The 18,241-nt window shown below is 45.2% G+C and carries 11 protein-coding genes; all 11 read left to right on the top strand.

The window, feature by feature from the left end; all coding sequences use genetic code 11:
• Positions 1–17 precede the first annotated feature (17 nt).
• On the top strand, positions 18–1,397 hold the full coding sequence (locus BP95_RS0113965; RefSeq protein WP_028532507.1) for an alpha/beta hydrolase family protein: 1,380 nt from the start codon (positions 18–20) through the stop codon (positions 1,395–1,397).
• 51 nt (positions 1,398–1,448) lie between these two features.
• Positions 1,449–3,050, top strand: coding sequence for a basic secretory protein-like protein (locus tag BP95_RS0113960; protein ID WP_028532506.1), 1,602 nt, complete (start codon positions 1,449–1,451; stop codon positions 3,048–3,050).
• A gap of 303 nt (positions 3,051–3,353) precedes the next feature.
• Entirely contained in the window at positions 3,354–4,301 is a 948-nt protein-coding gene (locus tag BP95_RS0113955; RefSeq protein ID WP_021254836.1) for a carbohydrate ABC transporter permease, read from the top strand.
• A 17-nt stretch (positions 4,302–4,318) separates the two neighbouring features.
• The gene (locus BP95_RS0113950) at positions 4,319–5,155 is read left to right on the top strand and encodes a carbohydrate ABC transporter permease (RefSeq protein WP_028532505.1); all 837 of its coding nucleotides are present in this window, start codon (positions 4,319–4,321) and stop codon (positions 5,153–5,155) included.
• Between the two features lie 191 nt (positions 5,156–5,346).
• Entirely contained in the window at positions 5,347–6,717 is a 1,371-nt protein-coding gene (locus BP95_RS0113945; RefSeq protein ID WP_021254838.1) for an ABC transporter substrate-binding protein, read from the top strand.
• 132 nt (positions 6,718–6,849) lie between these two features.
• Complete coding sequence (locus tag BP95_RS31950) at positions 6,850–10,938, top strand: polysaccharide lyase family 8 super-sandwich domain-containing protein (protein WP_051614085.1); 4,089 nt, start codon at positions 6,850–6,852, stop codon at positions 10,936–10,938.
• A 373-nt stretch (positions 10,939–11,311) separates the two neighbouring features.
• On the top strand, positions 11,312–12,826 hold the full coding sequence (locus BP95_RS0113935) for an alpha-L-fucosidase (RefSeq protein ID WP_028532504.1): 1,515 nt from the start codon (positions 11,312–11,314) through the stop codon (positions 12,824–12,826).
• Positions 12,823–13,785 (top strand): sugar kinase, encoded by a 963-nt coding sequence (locus BP95_RS0113930; RefSeq protein ID WP_021254841.1) that lies wholly within the window; start codon positions 12,823–12,825, stop codon positions 13,783–13,785. Before BP95_RS0113935 ends, BP95_RS0113930 begins: the two co-directional genes overlap by 4 nt.
• A 61-nt stretch (positions 13,786–13,846) precedes the next feature.
• A complete protein-coding gene (locus BP95_RS0113925) occupies positions 13,847–14,512 on the top strand; it encodes a bifunctional 2-keto-4-hydroxyglutarate aldolase/2-keto-3-deoxy-6-phosphogluconate aldolase (RefSeq protein ID WP_021254842.1) in 666 nt (221 codons plus the stop codon).
• Positions 14,513–14,795: 283 nt separating this feature from the next.
• The gene (locus BP95_RS0113920) at positions 14,796–17,177 is read left to right on the top strand and encodes a glycoside hydrolase family 95 protein (protein WP_028532503.1); all 2,382 of its coding nucleotides are present in this window, start codon (positions 14,796–14,798) and stop codon (positions 17,175–17,177) included.
• Between the two features lie 210 nt (positions 17,178–17,387).
• The gene (gene kduI / locus BP95_RS0113915) at positions 17,388–18,218 is read left to right on the top strand and encodes a 5-dehydro-4-deoxy-D-glucuronate isomerase (protein ID WP_090512700.1); all 831 of its coding nucleotides are present in this window, start codon (positions 17,388–17,390) and stop codon (positions 18,216–18,218) included.
• Positions 18,219–18,241: the final 23 nt, after the last annotated feature.

The following is an 18,241-nucleotide window of genomic DNA, read 5'->3' as shown; positions in this document are numbered from 1 at the left end:
AAAGGTGGGAGAATCCGATGGGATTTTGGGAAATCGGTTTGATCTTTGTTAATTTCGTCCTTCTGGGATGGACTCTATTTGCAGGCTGGAAGACAAAACGGTGGTCTGTTACCGCCTTGACGGTTGCATACGGTGTTCTTATCATACAGCTTATCGCTGAAGGCTACCGTTGGCAGATGATTCCGGCTTATTTGTCCCCTGTTATATTGACAGTATGCTATCTATTGGCCAGGAGCAAAGAGAGCCCCAGAAACAGAATTACGGTCACGGTTCGTACATTGCTGCTTGTCATATATTTGTCTGTAGCGGTCGCGATGCCTGCACTCATGCCTGTATCTTTATTTCATAAACCGACAGGCCCATTTATGGTCGGCACAACGCTGTATCATTGGGTTGATGATCAGCGGGAGGAACTTTTTACAAATGATCCGAATGACCGGCGCGAGCTAATGGTACAGATGTATTATCCTGCAGGTGATAAAGGCGAGGGAAATCGCGAGCCCTTTATCCGCAATGCGCATGAGGTCGCAAAGGGACTGGAAGCAGATGTGTCCGTCCCGGCATTCGTACTAGGCCATCTGAATGTGGTGAAATCGAATGCGTTCTCGGAAGCCCGGCTATCAGACGCCGAGAACCGTTATCCTGTATTGATCTTCTCCCATGGTTTGAACGGTTTTCGCAATCAAAATACGTTTCAAGTCGAGGAGCTAGCAAGTCAAGGTTATATCGTCTTATGTATCGACCATGCCTATGACGCTGCGGCTACCGTCTATCCAGACGGTCGAACTGCATACTTTCAGTCTACGAATCTAACTGAACTTGCTGAAAGAGATCGCCATATCAAATTATGGCGGGAAGATACCGCTTTTGTGCTAGATCAAGTGGAGAAGCTTAACCGAGGCGATGTAGACGACCGCTTTACGGGAAGGATCGACACTTCGCGAATCGGTATGTTCGGCCATTCTTACGGTGGAGCTACCGCCGCACAAATGCTGGTGGAGGACTCCCGCATCCAAGCAGCCATTAATATGGACGGTCTGTTATATGGGTCAAATGTGCCAGCTACGGGAATCGGCAAACCGTTTCTGAGCATGAGCGCAGGGATCATCGATGATCCACTTGAAGATATCAAGGTAATAAATAACCGCAACGAGCGTGCGCTTGCTGGCGGTGGTATGTCGATGGTCATTCCTCACACGGATCATACGAGCTTCACTGATTTTCATCTGATTTCACCTTTATTGCGAAGCCCAGGCGAAGATCCGCGGTACGTTCATCGTATTATCAACGAGTTTAGCCTCGCTTTTTTTGACCTTTATGTGAAACAGACAGGCGACAGCTCAGCACTAGAGAGGCTGGCCGCAAAATACCCGGAAGTTAATTTTAAAGTGAACTGAAAAGTAGGGGAAATCATGAAACTTCTTAATCAAAAAAAGGAGAGGACAAACATGAAAAAAATAGGAGTACTTATCTTAGCGGCCGCGATAGGATTAGGCTTTAGCAGCAATGTATATATTCCGGTTGCTATTGCAGCCGAGTCGACTCCGACTATCCTGCCGATCAATTTAGCTGTAGACGGGACGGTAACCGCAAGTGGTGAAAATGGGTCGCATGAGGGCAAGGATAAAGCATTCGATCAGTATATTTTTTCGAAGTGGTTAACATTCAGTACTCCAGCATGGCTGCAATATGAATTCACGACTGCAAAGATCGTTAACTCGTACTCCATTACAACTGCGGAGGATGAGCCTGGAAGAGATCCGAAAAGCTGGGTATTAAAAGGGTCCAATGACGGGATTGTCTGGGATGATCTGGACACACAGCAGAATCAAAGCTTCACCTCCCGCCATCAAACGAAAACCTATTCATTTGCCAATACAGCTCCTTATAAATTTGTAAAGTTTGATAACTTTGCTAATCAGTACGATGACGGCGGGATGCTGCAGTTATCCGAAATTAAGCTATTCGGTAATGATGTGCAGACTTTCAGCACGATTAAGCCCACGGTTACAGCCAGCGGAGAAAATGCTCCAGACGATATCAAGTCGAATCTGGTTGACGGATCAAGCAATACCAAGTGGCTAACTTGGAACAATACGGCATGGTTGCAGTTCGACTTTGGCGAACAGGTTATGATCGATGGTTACGCGCTTACGTCGGCTAAATCGTACAACAATAGTCCCGATGCTGATCCGAGAAGCTGGGTTCTGCAGGGATCCAATGATTCTATTAACTGGACGGATTTAGACACGAAAAGCGATGAGAACTTCAAGCTTCGTCATCAACGTAAACATTACTTATTGTATAACAATACAAATGCCTATCAATACTATAGGCTCAACAATATCCAAAATCATAGCGGCTACGCTCTGCAAGTAAGCGAAGTTGAATTTTCGCGCACGAATGACATGTGGCATACCGAGAACCCGATCATCGAAGTTCAGAACCTTGCAGGCTACAGTTTATTCGATCAAGCTCTACCCAATGCCGAGCAAGAAATTTTGACGATCTTGCGTAAATTAAATGAAATTTTATACAAGAGTCCGGCAGAAATGCCGGTTAGAGTAAAGAAAATTCTAGTGGAAATCGTAGACACCCCTGGAGTTGCCTGGATGTCAGGAGACAATGAGTTAAAAACGCTAGGTATCAGTTCTCAGTATCTCGCAAGCTTCGCAGCTAATAATCCCAACAACTCATTACGCGATGAAATTATTGGAATCCTTTATCACGAATTGGGTCATGCTTATCAATATAGCGACTTTGATGTGGAAGCAGTAGCTGATAGCTTGCGTTACGAAACGGGTTATCATAATCGTTATGGTATCAGCCCGGGTGGAACTTGGTCTAGCAATGGAACGGCGAACTTCATTCGCTGGATTGAAGATACGAAACATCGCGGATTCATTCGTGCATTAAATGCCGCAAGGATCCCCTATGGCATGAATGAGCAACAAATTCAATTGTGGAAAGAAGGTCAATTTCAATTGATTACTGGCATAGACGTGAATACCCTCTGGTCTCAATATCAACAATCACTTTCTAATAATTGATTAGGTATCTCAGCTTTGCAAAAGAGAGTGATGGGCGGCCCTTACATGGAAAAGTAGGGGTCGCTTTTCTGTTTACATTACATTTCTTCCCCGTTTTCGAGTGATCCAGCTCTCTCCATCTCCGGCTTAACCCATCTAACCCTTCATCTCAATGATGCTCAATAGTAGTCAACTCGGTTGCATGTTTCCATAAATGACAAAGGTCAAAATTTTACCCACACTAGGTCATAATCCATCCTTTGTTCTCCCTTGCCTGCGAATTATGATGAAGTCAACAAATTATAAGCTGAGGTGACATAAAAAGTGGAAGAGACAAAATCAAGTTATCAGCTTCCAAAACAGCAGGCGGAGAGCGGAGTGAAAAAATTTTGGTCGCCACGGAGAAAGGAAGCATTAGTTGGTTGGCTGTTTTTACTGCCAGAAATAGTGGGTATGTTAATGCTTAATGTATTTGCCCTTGGGTTTTCATTGTACTTAAGTTTTACAGATTGGGATTTATTATCTGGGGTATCAGGTATTAAATTTGCTGGTCTGCAAAACTTCATTCATTTATTTCAAGACCCAACGATTTGGAAGGCATTATATAACAACTTAGTATATACGGTGTTAACCGTGCCAATTCCGATTGCGCTTGCACTTGTGTTAGCAGTTGTTATTCATAGTAAAGTCTACTTTAAGGATTACTTTAAAGTCGTATTCTTTATACCTTACATTTCTTCGATTATCGCTGTGGCAGCAGTGTGGAGCATCTTGTTCCACCCTTCACTAGGCCCTATCAATCAATTTCTAATGGATCTTGGTATATCGAATCCTCCGAAATGGCTCGTTGATCCGAAAACATCACTAATTGCGGTCGCTATTATTAGTGCGTGGGCAGGGCTCGGTTACACGATTATTATATACATGGCGGGATTGTCCAATATTTCCGAAGAATTATATGAAGCGGCAGAAATTGATGGGGCGACGGGGCTGAAGAAGTTTTTCAATATCACGATCCCGCTGCTCCGTCCAACGACGTTCTTCTTGCTTATTACGATGCTTATTGGTTCATTTAAAGTGTTCGATATTATTTCGTATTTGACCGAAGGCGGTCCTGATAATTCATCAACGGTAATTGTATTCCGCATCTATCAAGAAGGTTTCGTCAACTACAATATGGGCTATGCATCTGCAATCTCTTGGTTGTTATTTGCGATTATCGGTCTGATTACTGCGGCAACGTGGAAGATGCGCCAAGAAGAATCATTTTAATAGAAAGGGAGAATACGATGCTAACCTTACGTAATAAGATTACTAAAATTATCGCTACCGTGTTAATGGGAGCATTGTCCATACTTTTCATCTTTCCATTATTATGGATGGTGTCGTCAGCGTTTAAATTTGAAAAAGATGTCATGCGCTTCCCGATTGAATGGATTCCATCTGCAACCAACTTTATGAATAACTTTAAGGCAGTATGGATGCAAAAGGTACCGTTTGGTCAGATTTATTTTAACTCCATTAAAGTGGCAATTATCGTTACTTTACTCTCGCTACTTATATCAACGATGGCAGCCTATTCCTTTACGAAACTACAATTTCGCGGTCGAAACCTTGTATTTGCCGGGCTGTTAGCCATGATGATTATTCCTGATCAAGCGACGCTCATTCCTCGCTTCATGCTTATTCGTTGGTTGGGACTATATGACACCCATGCAGCGCTAATATTGATGGGTATGTTTTCGATTTACTTTACATTCTTGTTGCGTCAGTTTATGGCCGGTGTGAGTGATGATATTTTGGAAGCTGCTAAAATTGACGGTGCAGGGCACCTGCGCAGCTTCACTTCGATTATGCTTCCGCTCTGTCAGCCTGTAATCGCGACGGTGGCGATTATTAAGTTCATCTGGTCGTGGAATGATTATCAAAATCCGTTAATCTTCTTGCAATCGAAATCGTTGTATACCGTTCCGCTAGGCATGACCTTGTTTAGGGATGATTATACGACCAACGATGCGATTATGATGATGGCGGCAGTATCAGCGATTATTCCTCTGCTGATTGTGTTTATTGTTTTGCAGAGACAAGTTATTAGTGGGATTGCCCTTGGTGGTGTGAAAGGGTAAGCATTACGGACTCATGATAAGATAAATCTGTAGACATCTCTAGTTTAGAGTCTTCTAATAAGTCAAAATCGTTATCGCACAAGCACAAAATTATACACGCAGGCAATTTGCAAACGTTATATACTGTCTGTAAGCGCTAACAAGGCCTTGACTCAAAGCTTACTATCATTCATTTTAGGGGGAAGTTGCACATGGCAACTAAAAGTAAACGTTATTTTCTTCTGTCCACATGCCTACTACTAGCATTAATGATGTTTACAAGCGCTTGTGGAAACAAAGCTGACGAATCCGCACAATCGAACGGTACAGAGAAGAAGGAAGTGACCCTTAAGTACTATAACTGGGACAATGAGGCTCAACAAGAGGGTACAGACGCAATGCTGCGTGAGTTTGAAGCAGCTAACCCTGGTATTAAAGTGGAACATGTCGTGCTCGTCCCAGGTAATTCATTGGAAATGTTGAAGAAATTGGACTTCCTTATTTCGTCAGGAGATGAAGTTGACGTCGTTCAATTGCCAAGTACTTCAGCGGTCGTTGAAAGAGCAGTTCGCAGTGCATTTACGCCACTAAATGAATTCTATGATAAAGAAGGTTTGAAAGCGGAAGATGAGTATTATGTAAATCCGCAAGTAGACGGCAAATATTACGGGATGCCATATACATCAGGTTATACCTATGTCATGCTCAATAAGAATGCGTTGGATGAAGCGGGACTGCCCGTTCCTAAATTCGGCTGGACATGGGACGACTATCGCGAGTATGCGAAGAAGCTGACAAAAGGCGAAGGCGTAGACAAACGATACGGAACCTACTTCCATACGTGGGAGTTGTATATGAATGCCCCAGCGCAAACGGTAATGAAAGATCCGTTCCGCTATGACGATGGTAGTACAATTCTGTCTGACCCAACCTATCCGTACTTCTTCCAATTGCGCAAAGACATGGAAAGTGTTGATAAGTCAGCGAAACCCTATGCGGATGTGCTAGCATCTAAGCTTAACTATCGCAGTGAATTCTTCGGTGGTAGTGCAGCGATGATTATGTCAGGCAGCTTCACGATTCCTGATCCAGGCAATCTTGAGCAGTACCCACATGATTTTGTGACTGCTTTCGCGCCAGTTCCTTTGCCTCCAAAGAATGCTTTGCCTAAAGATTATGAGGGCGGTAAATACTTTGTTGGCAGTTCACAATTAGCAATGGGTTCAACAACGAAGCACAAGGAAGAGTCATATAAGCTGATGCGCTTCATGTCTACAGCAGATTCAGCCAATAGACAAGAGTTTTCCGGTTGGAAGAAAGCAGATCAGACAAAACTATTGGAGCGCATGATCGGTAAAAACACGGACAAGTACGATGTAGAGTCATTGAAGAACACGCTGTTTGGCGCCGATATTAAGTATTTGGATGCTTCCAAGGTCCTTACCACTTCGAGTGCTGATTTAACAAAAGTTATCGACGATGGCTTCAGCAAATTTATGCTTAGCACGGAGCCAATTGAGAAAGTACAAGCATGGATGGTTGAAGAAGCAACGAAGATTATTAATGAGAAAGAGAAGAAGTAACGATTTGTAAGTAATATAATAAATAGAAATCCGCTGAAACTAGGCGTCTCTATATTCCATGCTATATAAAGTACAAATAGTGGGAAGAGGGACGCCTTTTCTGTATGGTGCTCAGAGAAGGGGTGAAGAGTGATGAAAAAAATACTTAGTTTGTTACTAGTAGTTGCAATAGTAGTCACGTTCTTGCCTGTTGGCACAGGTGTAGCGATGTCATCAAATGTAAATAATTTATTTCCGAATGGTGATTTCGAATCAACTGCAGCGCCGAGCGGTACTTGGACTCAATATACGGATACGAACCCTGTACCTGTTAATTGGGACACATGGATTCCTGTAGGTTCTGGTAAACCAACTGGTAGGACAGTAAGTGTAACGGTTGCTACCTATGATTCTTATAGTGGTCAGCAATCGATGCTGATAGATGCTTCCGGCACAAGCCGTGTATCGATTAATGCTAAGGCACCCGTGGAGGCTGGGAAATCGTACCGCTTGCAAGTGTGGTATAAAACCGAAAATATTGCAGGTGGCAGCGGCGCTTATTTCCGCACTTCTGTGCTTAATCCTTCTAACACAAAATTAATAGATGGACCTACTTCAACGAAGGTGTATGGTACGAACGATTGGACGATGCAGCAAGTTTTTATAACGGTGCCGGCTGGTGGTGCTAAATTTTTTGTTGAATTGTTTTTAGAAAATAGCACCGGCAAAGTGTGGTTTGATAACATTCGGCTGGAGGAATATGACGGCATAACGGGGTTAGCGCTTGAACCGACGGCAACGATGATGACGGTTGGAGAGACGAAGCCGCTAACATTAACCGTCACTCCAAATAATCTTCCATCTCCCAAAGTAAAATGGAGTACTAGTGATGAGAACGTAGCTGCTGTTGATCAAGATGGTAATGTAACAGCTATTGCTGCGGGTGTAGCAACAATCACTGTTGCAACAGAAGATCAGATGATAAAGGCACAAAGTAACATTGGTGTAGACTCTACAGAGACAGCAGCTGCTTACGACCAATTGCGTGAACGCTGGAAGCAGAAGTTAGTAGGAGCTGTAGACGATAACCTCGCTTCTGATCCCGCTATTCAGGCACTAGTAGCTGAGATGGACAATAATGTATCCAATGCCGCTAAGACGGGTTATCTCGATACGCTTAGTGCTAATGATAGCAGCCGTAGATACTTATGGTCGGATCTTGTCGATAACGCCGACACGAAGGAGCAGCATGCCAACAACATCGTTAGCGAGTTTACTCGTATTAAGACAATTGCAACCGCTTACAATACAGAGGCTTCTCGTTTCTATCACGATCCACAGCTGCGGGATGCAATTATAGGTGCCCTGGATTGGATGTACGCTAAGCGTTATAACGAGCGTTTATCCTACAGCAGCGCCAGCAGCTGGTGGGGATTTGAAATCGGTGCACCGCAGCTGTTAAATGATTGTCTGATCCTTATGTATGATGAGTTGAACGATCAGCAAATAGGCAACTTCATGCGGACAATTGATAAGTATTGTCCTAATCCAACAAAGCGGGTGCAAAATAGCTCCGTGATCGAAACCGGTGGCAATTTGCTGGACAAAGCACTTGTTGTAACTCTTCGCGGCGTAATTGGTAGAAATAGCGCTAAAATTACGCAAGGACGGGATTCGATTGGTTCCGAATTTAACTATGTCACGAAAGGTGATGGTGTATATGAGGATGGTTCACTGGTGCAGCATGCGAATATCGCTTACACGGCTGGCTATGGTGCAGTCTGGCTCAGCCGCACGGCGGACATCACTTATTTGCTCAACACTTCACCATGGCCTGTGACTGATCCACGTGTGGCTAACATTTATAAGTGGGTAAGTGATACATTCGAACCAGTTATTTATAAAGGGCTGTACATGGATATGGTTAACGGGCGGGGGATCTCCAGAAAAGACTCGGGTACGGCTCGCGGCACGATTGTAGCTTTAGCAAGTTTAGCAGAGGGTGCACCACCAGAGGTTAGCGCTAATATTCGCAGTATGGTTAAGGAATGGGTAAGCAAGGATACAACCTTTAATGATTACTATAAAGGCTTGCCGATTTATAGTGTGATGTTGCTGAAGAAAGTGATGAACGATGATACTGTCGCACCGCGCGGTGAATTGTCGAGCAGTTATATGTTCAACGGTATGGCCCGTGTCGCGCATCATCGTCCGAACTACGCTTTTGGGCTAAGCATGTTCTCAGACCGCATTTCTGCCTTTGAAATGGGTAACAAAGAAAATATAAAAGGTTGGGATACTGGTCTTGGCATGACCTATATCTATAACGAAGATTTATTGCAATATCGCGATGGATTTTGGGCGACGGTTAATAGTTTCCGTTTGCCAGGTACGACAACAGACGGTTCTGGAGAAGGAAAGATGCCGGGCGAATGGGCGTACTATTACAATACGAAAAGTCATGTTGGCGGTGCCACACTAGATCATTTATATAGTGCAAGCGGCATGGATTTCTCATTAACGAAAGTAACGGGCAGTGATTTAAGTGGTAAGAAATCATGGTTTATGTTCGATGATGAAATTGTTGCCCTCGGTACAGATATTCGTAAAACATCGGCCGCTACAAAATCGGTAGAAACGATTGTTGATAATCGCAAGTTGAATAGCAGCGGTGATAACGCATTTGTGATTAACGGTGTACAGGTGCCTGCAGCATTGGATTATAAAGCAGATATTAACGATGTAAACTGGGCGCATCTGGCGGGCAATGGTGCAGGTTCTGGTACGGATATGGGCTATTACTTCCCAACTGCACCCACACTCCATGTCGTTCGCGAGGCGAGAACAGGCTCTTGGTATGACATTAACAACGGTCAATCGCAAGATAAACTGACGCGCAACTATGCCAGCATTGCCTTTGATCATGGGAATAATCCACAAGCCGCTAGTTACGAATATGTGCTGCTTCCAGGTAAGACAGCGGAACAAACACAAGCTTATAGTGAACAACCGGCAGTAGGAGTGCTTAGCAATACATCAACCGTACAGGCCGTTAGCAATAAGCAGCTTGGCATCACAGCTGCGAACTTCTGGAGTGCGGATACTGCAGGAAGCATCCAAGCTAAATCTGCAGCTACGGTCATCATGAAAGAAGAGCGTGGCGAAATGACAATTGCGATATCCGATCCAACGCAAAAGCAAAACACAGTGACGATTGAAGTCCATCAACCGAACTTGACATTGCTAACTGCAGATACGGGGATGAAAGTTACACCGATACAAGATGGAGTTAGCATTGAAGTCAATACTTCGGGATCGCTCGGTAAGACGTACACGGCAACATTTGATCTCGGCAAGACTTACACTGTAACCATGGAAGGTGTAACAGCAGATAAACAGACTGCTAAGAAAGGTGAAACCGTAACTGTAGTACTAGATGCGCCTGTGGGTAAAGTGTTCGACAAGTGGATCGTTACGCCAGCAAGCTTGACGTTGACCCAAGATACAACGAATAACAACATGTATACGTTCATCATGCCAGGTGAAGCAGTTAAAGTAACAGCAACGTATAAAGACGATACACCGGTAGGTGGCGGATCGACGCCATCAGCGGATCCAACACCTACATCGCCGACACCAACACCTAAACCTAAACCAACTGAACCAGTGAAACCAGTGAAACCTACTGATCCAGTATCCCCTACAGTAGATTTGTCTGATATCGCAGATCATTGGGCGAAGGTTTCCATTGAAAAATCAGTTGAGCTTGGTTTTGTAAGTGGCTATGAGGATGGAACCTTTAGGCCGAATGCTACGATAACTCGCGGTGAGATTTCAGCAATGTTAGCTAGAGCGCTAAAGTTGGAACCCGTAAATACAGGGATTATTTTTGCGGATCAAAGTCAAACACCAGTATGGGCACAGCCATACATTCAAGCACTTGCTAAAGCGGGATATATATCAGGCTATGAAGATGGTACATTCCGTGCGAATAAAGATATCACCAGAAGTGAACTCGTTGTTATGATTGTTCGTGCACGGGGTCTTGAAGTACATCCAAATGCAACTCTGACGTTTAAAGATGCGGATCAAGTGCCAGCATGGGCTAAGCCTTATGTGGCAACTGCAGAAGAAGCAGGCCTGATTAAAGGAAATGGAGTTGGTAAATTCAATCCTAATGCTGCTGCAACCAGAGCTGAAGCAGTTACTTTGATTCTAGGCATGTTAAATGATTTGAAATAAGAGATGCTGTCTATTCAAGCCATCTGCATTAGTCACGTCTTAAGGTCAACGACTTAAGTAGGTGCCAAACTGTATCATCTAAATGAAGGTGACTTCCCAGCAGGCTTGAGTACAGAAGAAGATATTTCCATTTTACAGTTAGTAGAGGTTAAAATAACCAATCGAAAGCCAAGGTCCGATTTTTAGGATCTTGGCTCTTTCGATGTTAAGGTCAAAATATTGCATATATATAAAAAAATAATGCGTGTTTCTACCTATCTTTGATTTGCTATTATTAGCCTAAGTTAGGTTGGGTTTTTAATTTCCATATAGATATGTATGATATCTTTTTATATTTTTCAAAATGTTGCAGCGGGAAAATGAGAGGGGGGAAATGGTTATGAACAGCAGTGGAGTTATAAAAACAGAGCAAGTTAAAGCGGCAGCGTTGGTGCGGCCGTCTGAGCGGCAGTTGGCGATACAAGAGATGGAGTTTTACGCTTTTGTACATTTTACAGTAAATACGTTTACGGACCAGGAATGGGGCAGTGGGCAGGAGCAGCCGGATATTTTTAATCCGACACAGCTGGATGCAAGGCAGTGGGTACGCGCTTGTAAGGCCGCAGGGATGAAAGGGCTGATTCTGACTTGCAAGCATCACGATGGGTTTTGTTTGTGGCCGAGTGAGTATACAGAGCATTCGGTGAAGAATAGCCCATGGAAAGATGGCAAGGGTGATGTCGTTCGTGAGGTGGCAGATGCTTGTCGTGAAGGCGGGTTGAAGTTTGGGATTTATTTATCGCCTTGGGATCGTCATGAGCCGTGTTATGGGGATTCGCCAGCTTATAATGAGTACTTTACCAATCAACTGCGCGAGCTGTTGACTAGGTATGGGGATATTTTCTGTGTGTGGTTTGATGGGGCTTGTGGTGAAGGTCCTAACGGCAAACGGCAAATATATGATTGGAATGGCTATTATGCACTGATTCGTGAATTGCAGCCAGAAGCGAGTATTTCGGTATGTGGGCCGGATGTGCGCTGGTGTGGCAATGAGGCGGGGCATTGTCGCAAGTCGGAGTGGAGCGTAGTACCTGCGCAGCTGCAGGATAAGGAGAGAATTCAGGAACATTCACAGCAGGAAGATAATGCTGAATTCGCCAAGCGTTTCACTTCAGAGGATGAAGACTTGGGTAGCCGCGACATTATCGCAAATGTATCGGAGCTTGTCTGGTATCCAGCGGAAGTGGATACGTCGATTCGTCCGGGATGGTTCTATCATGCGAGTCAAGATGATCAAGTCAAATCGCTGGATGAGCTGCGGAATGTGTACTATGGTTCGGTCGGAGGCAATGCTACGCTCTTGCTTAATATTCCTGCCGATACGCGCGGTCTGCTCCACGAGAATGATGTGCAGCGGTTAGAGGAGCTCGGAGCTTGGATTCGCAATACGTTTGAGACGAATGTGGCACGCGATGCTGCTGCTACGGCTAGTGAAGCGATGGCTGGATATGAAGCGACCAATATACTGGATGGCAATCGAGATACGTTTTGGGCTCCTGAGCAAGGTACAGAGGTGGCGAGTATCACTGTCGACTTAGGAACAGAGCAAACGTTTGACCATATCGTACTGCAGGAGTATCGCTATACGCAGAGGATTGAGAGTTTCCGCTTAGAGTATTGGCAAGCCGATGCTGCTGCAACGACAGAGGATTGTACGGATACTGCTGCAGGCAGAGGGACGTGGCAGCCTATTCTGAAGGGTACCATTATCGGTCACAAGCGGATCTGCCATTTTCCAGCCATAAGCAGCAGTCGCTTGCGTCTTCAGATCACTGGCTCCCGCTGGTGGCCAAACTTGTCCACATTCGAAGTGTACAACAGTCAGGTTCAGGGTGGTGAAGGGGAATGAATAATCGAAATGCTCATCCGGAAGTGGTCACCTTCGGGGAAAGTATGGCCCTATTGATCGCCGAGGGGGGGAAAGGTCTTGAATATACATCGAATTTGACGCCTTCCTTTGGTGGAGCTGAGACGAATGTAGCGATCGGTTTGTCAAGGCTTGGACATTCCGCAGGCTGGTGCGGTCGGCTTGGAGATGATCCGTTCGGGCAGCGGATTTATAAGATGGTGCGGGGCGAAGGCGTAGATGTTAGACGCGCTTCATTCACAGATGAAGCTCCAACCGGACTAATGATTCGAGAGAATGCGGCTGGAAGAAGTTCTGTCTATTATTACCGCAAGCTATCGGCGGCAAGTAAAATGACTCCTGAGCATTTGGATGAGGAATATATTGCTGGAGCAAAGATTTTACATATTACCGGGATCACACCTGCATTAAGCACATCCTGTGCGGAGACGGCGGCAGCAGCGATGGACATCGCGAAGCAGCACGGCGTCAAAGTGAGCTTCGATCCGAATTTGCGTTTAAAGCTATGGGATGTGAAAGCAGCCCAAAAGGTTCTGTTGCCATTGGCGCTAAAAGCGGATTATTTCTTACCGGGATTAGATGAATTGAAACTGCTGTATGAGACGGAATCGATGGATGAGATCGTTGCCAAGCTCAGTGAGCTGTCCGCTGTAAGCATTATTAAAGGTGGCGAGGACAAAACCTATATTCTGGAGCACGGTGAACTGTCATCAGTTCCTTACTATAAGGTTGATCATGTAGTTGATACGGTAGGAGCAGGAGATGGCTTTTGTGCTGGATTTCTAGCTGGTTTGCTGCGGGAATATAGCCTTGAAGAGGCGGTTCGTCTCGGTAATTTGATAGGCTCGCAGGTAATCCAGACGGTTGGCGATTGGGAAGGTCTCCCTAGTGGAGCGCAAATCGAGCGATTGCTTGCCGGTAAGGTGCATGTTGAGCGGTAAGTTGTGTTTCATTGAGGACTATTAATAGAAACGACATTCGATAAATGGGGAGGAGAACAATATGAAGAAAATGCAGATTACTCAGAAGATAGTACAGGAAGGTGTCGTTGCCGTACTTCGCGGGGAGACGGCAGAAGAAGTTGTCGCAATGGCCGAGGAAGCGATTCTCGGCGGAATTAAAGTGATAGAGATTACGATGACAGTTCCATTTGCGTTGAAAGCAATTGAGACACTAGCTCAAAAATATAAATGGGATTCGTCAGATGAATCTACTTATGCGATTATTGGCGTAGGAACCGTGCTGGATGCTGAAACGGCACGTGCGGCGATTCTTAGCGGCGCTCAATTCGTAGTGTCCCCTTTCCTTAGCGCTGAGACCGTAACCATGTGCAACCGATATCGCGTACCGGTAATGCCAGGAACGATGACCATCAAGGAAATTAATGAAGCGCTTGAGCTTGGAGCCGATATCGTCAAGCTGTTCCCAGGCAACCTGTATGAGCCATCCGTAATCAAGGCGATCAAAGGCCCATTGCCGCAGGCTAACATTATGCCAACCGGCGGTGTGTCGTTGGATAACCTAGGTGAATGGGTGAAAGCCGGAGCGGTAGCGGTAGGGATCGGCTCCGATTTAACAAATGAAGCAGTTAAGAACAAAGATTTCTCGTTGATTCGGAAGAAAGCTGCCGCATATGTAAATGCCTATCGTCAGGCAAAGGGGATATAAAATATTCGAAATGATATACGCAGATCGGACGATTCAGCATGTATGAATCGTCCGATTTTTTTGTGCAGCATGGACCAGAAAAATAGAGTGACGTGTATAGGTTGTTGCACGATTCGAATGGATCATGATGGAAGCAACTGAAGCGTACGAGTCAAAAAGCGACACACACATGGTCATAAAAGTGCATCTATTTTTAGGTGGAATGTCGATATAATGGTGCGAGGTACAATATTGGGGATACGAGCTATTACACAGGATTCTGTAAAGAAATGAGGGTAGCTTAATGAATCATATAAGCAACTATTTTTTGCTTGAGCGGACAGCGGCTAGCAAATGGACGGAAGCGTTTCCAATCGGTAACGGGCGCTTAGGGGGCGTTGTATATGGTGGGATACAGCGCGAGCAGATTCAATTGAATGAAGATTCGATTTGGTATGGTGGTCCAAGGGATAACGATAATAGAGCAGCGCAAGCGGCGTTGCCGGAAATTAAAAACTTGTTGCTGCAGGGTAACGTGCGCAAGGCAGAAAAGTTAGTGTTGAAGCATATGACGAACGTTCCGCAATATTTCCATCCTTATCAGACATTAGGCAACTTGTTGTTGGATTTTGATACGGATATAGATGTTCATGCAATTCATCATTATTGTCGTGAGCTAGACTTGGATAATGCTTTGGTTCAGGTAAATTATGAAGTGGGACGGCAAGATGCAATTCAGTACAGCCGTGAGATATTTTCTAGCGCCGCTGATCAAGTGCTAGTAATCCGGATGACTTCGACCGCCGCCGCAGGCTTAACCTTTGCAGCCAAATTCGATCGTAGACCATTCACCGGTGAAATGGTTCAGACAGATGATGGACAGGCTATTGCCATGAAAGGACAATTAGGAGCAGATGGCGTACGTTATGCCGTTGTGCTGCGGGCAGTAGTTGAGGGTGGACAATGTCAGACGGCGGGCAGTTATCTTGATATTCGTCAAGCTCGTGCAGTCACGCTTATTGTAGCTGCGCAGACTTCATTTCGCTGTGCAGATGCTTATGCTGTTGCTTGGCAACAGGCAAAACAGGCAGCTCAAGTGCCATATGAGACATTGAAGCAGCGGCACTTGGATGATTATAAGCCGCTGTTTACCCGTGTAACGTTGGATTTGGAAGCGGAGGAAGGAAGAAGCACTGAGCCACAGCTTCAGGTTCCTAGACAACAATGCTTGTCCACGTCGCAGCGACTAGAACAATATCGGCAAGGTGCCGCTGATAATGGGCTGGAGGCGCTGTTTTATCAGTACGGGCGTTATTTACTGCTAGCCAGCTCCAGACCGGGAACTCTACCAGCTAACTTGCAAGGGATTTGGAACGATAGTTTTACTCCTCCATGGGAATCGGACTATCATCTTAACATTAACTTGCAAATGAACTACTGGCTTGCCGAGACAGGGAATTTAGCGGAATGTCACCTGCCGCTATTTGATTTTATTGAACGCTTAGTCATCAATGGACGCCAGACAGCGCGCAACATTTATGGTGCACGTGGATTTGTTGCTCACACGAGCAGCAACCTGTGGGCGGATACAGGCATTTACGGTGAATATGTGAGCGCCAATATGTGGCCGATGGGTGGCGCATGGATTGCGCTGCATATGTGGGAGCACTATTGTTATAACGGCTCACTTTCGTTCTTGCGCGAACGTGCGTATCCCGTGTTGAAAGAAGCGTCGTTATTTTTCTTAGACTTCTTATTGGAGTTGCCATCAGGACAGCTGGTGACCGTACCATCACTATCTCCAGAAAACTCGTATCGCAGTGAACAGGGTGAAGTCGGGGCACTATGCTATGGTCCATCGATGGACTCACAAATTTTGTATGCGTTGTTTACAGCATGTATCCGTGCCGGTGAGCTGTTGCAACTGGATGAAGGGTATATGGAACAGGTGTGCCAAGAGGACAAAGATTTATTGGCACAGTGGAAGCAAGTCCGCAGTAAGCTGCCACAGCCGCAAATCGGCCGCCATGGACAAATTATGGAGTGGGCGGTTGATTATGAGGAAGTAGAGCTGGGGCATCGCCATATTTCTCATCTATTCGCTTTGCATCCAGGGGAACAGATCATTCCTCATCGCAGCCCTGATCTTGGACAAGCTGCTAAGTTCACGCTGCAGCGGCGCTTAGCTCATGGTGGAGGACATACGGGCTGGAGTCAAGCGTGGATTGCAAACTTCTGGTCAAGGCTGGATGAAGGAGAGCAGGCACATCTGAGTTTGCGCAATCTATTAAGCAAAGCGGTACACTCGAACTTGTTCGGCGACCATCCTCCATTCCAAATTGATGCCAACTTTGGTGGAGCAGCAGCGATGCAAGAGATGCTATTGCAGTCGCATGGGGATGAAATCCGGCTACTGCCGGCTCTTCCACTTGCATGGCGGCAGGGTCATGTTACTGGCTTACGTGCCCGCGGTGGATTTACCGTTGATATGGCTTGGAAGGAAGGCAAGCTGCAGCAGGCGCAGATAACGTCTACGCTTGGCAAGCCTTGTGTTATTTATAGTACGGTTCCGCTTACTTTCCGTTCTGGTAAGCCATCAATGGCAGTCGCTGTAACACAGCCCGCGCCACATACGTATCAGCTGGATATCCCGCTTGGAGCAACGGTTATAGCAAGCTTAGCGTAGGTTACTATCGAACTAATAACATAAAAAGGGAAAAGTAAAGTCAATTAAGCAATAAAGTCAAAATTGTTCACAATCGAGCAAAATAATTGACTTACTATTGCTGGGAGCATTTACTATGATGATTGTAGGTTCAATATCGAATGATCATCATTGTTCATTGTGATGAATCCAAGTCTATGAAATCGGGAGGAACTAGAAAATATGCAAACTATGGAGACACGCTACGCGTATGCGCCACAATCGATCGCACGCATGACAACAGAAGAATTGCGCAAGGAGTTTTTAGTGGAGCAGGTGTTTGTTCCCGGTGAAATTCGCTTGACTTACTCGCATAATGACCGTTTGATCTTTGGTGGCGTAACACCTACGAAAGAGCCGTTAGAGATTAAGCTTAGTAAAGATTTGGGTGTTGAGTATTTTCTAGAGCGTCGTGAACTAGGTGTCATTAATATCGGTGGTCCTGGGTTTATTACGATTGATGGTGTGCGTGAATCGATGAACAATCAGGATGGCTATTATATCGGCAAAGAGACGAAAGAAGTGCTGTTTGCTAGTGCAGATGCTAGTAATCCAGCGAAATTTTATATTTCTTCTAGCCCGGCTCATCACAAATATCCGAATGTACGTATTTCCATTGATAACATTAAGCCAATGGAGACAGGTGCTGATAACACAATGAATAAGCGTAAAATTTATCAGTACATTCATCCGAATGTGTGTCAGTCATGCCAGTTGCAAATGGGCTATACGCACCTAGAAGAAGGAAACGCTTGGAATACGATGCCATGCCACACGCATGAGCGACGCATGGAAGCGTATGTATACTTCGATATGGAAGGGGACAACAAGGTATTTCATTTCATGGGCAAACCTGATGAGACGAAGCATCTCGTTGTCGGCAATGAGCAAGCGGTTATCAGTCCAAGCTGGTCCATTCACACCGGTGTTGGCACTAGCAACTATACGTTTATTTGGGCAATGTGCGGCGAGAATATCACATACACCGATATGGATATGGTCGCTATGGACGATCTAAAGTAGATAGATGAATAGATAGGGTTTAT

This window comes from Paenibacillus sp. UNC217MF, from assembly GCF_000686865.1.
Lineage (GTDB): Bacteria > Bacillota > Bacilli > Paenibacillales > Paenibacillaceae > Paenibacillus_B > Paenibacillus_B suaedae.
Note: the sequence above shows the minus strand (reverse complement) of the source record. Positions and strands in the feature narration are given on the sequence as shown.

Coding starts and splice junctions, on each gene's coding strand:
- BP95_RS0113965 (WP_028532507.1), top strand. CDS start 18: ATGGGATTTTGGGAAATCGGTTTGATCTTTGTTAATTTCGTCCTTCTG.
- BP95_RS0113960 (WP_028532506.1), top strand. CDS start 1,449: ATGAAAAAAATAGGAGTACTTATCTTAGCGGCCGCGATAGGATTAGGC.
- BP95_RS0113950 (WP_028532505.1), top strand. CDS start 4,319: ATGCTAACCTTACGTAATAAGATTACTAAAATTATCGCTACCGTGTTA.
- BP95_RS0113945 (WP_021254838.1), top strand. CDS start 5,347: ATGGCAACTAAAAGTAAACGTTATTTTCTTCTGTCCACATGCCTACTA.
- BP95_RS31950 (WP_051614085.1), top strand. CDS start 6,850: ATGAAAAAAATACTTAGTTTGTTACTAGTAGTTGCAATAGTAGTCACG.
- BP95_RS0113935 (WP_028532504.1), top strand. CDS start 11,312: ATGGTTATGAACAGCAGTGGAGTTATAAAAACAGAGCAAGTTAAAGCG.
- BP95_RS0113930 (WP_021254841.1), top strand. CDS start 12,823: ATGAATAATCGAAATGCTCATCCGGAAGTGGTCACCTTCGGGGAAAGT.
- BP95_RS0113925 (WP_021254842.1), top strand. CDS start 13,847: ATGAAGAAAATGCAGATTACTCAGAAGATAGTACAGGAAGGTGTCGTT.
- BP95_RS0113920 (WP_028532503.1), top strand. CDS start 14,796: ATGAATCATATAAGCAACTATTTTTTGCTTGAGCGGACAGCGGCTAGC.
- kduI (WP_090512700.1), top strand. CDS start 17,388: ATGGAGACACGCTACGCGTATGCGCCACAATCGATCGCACGCATGACA.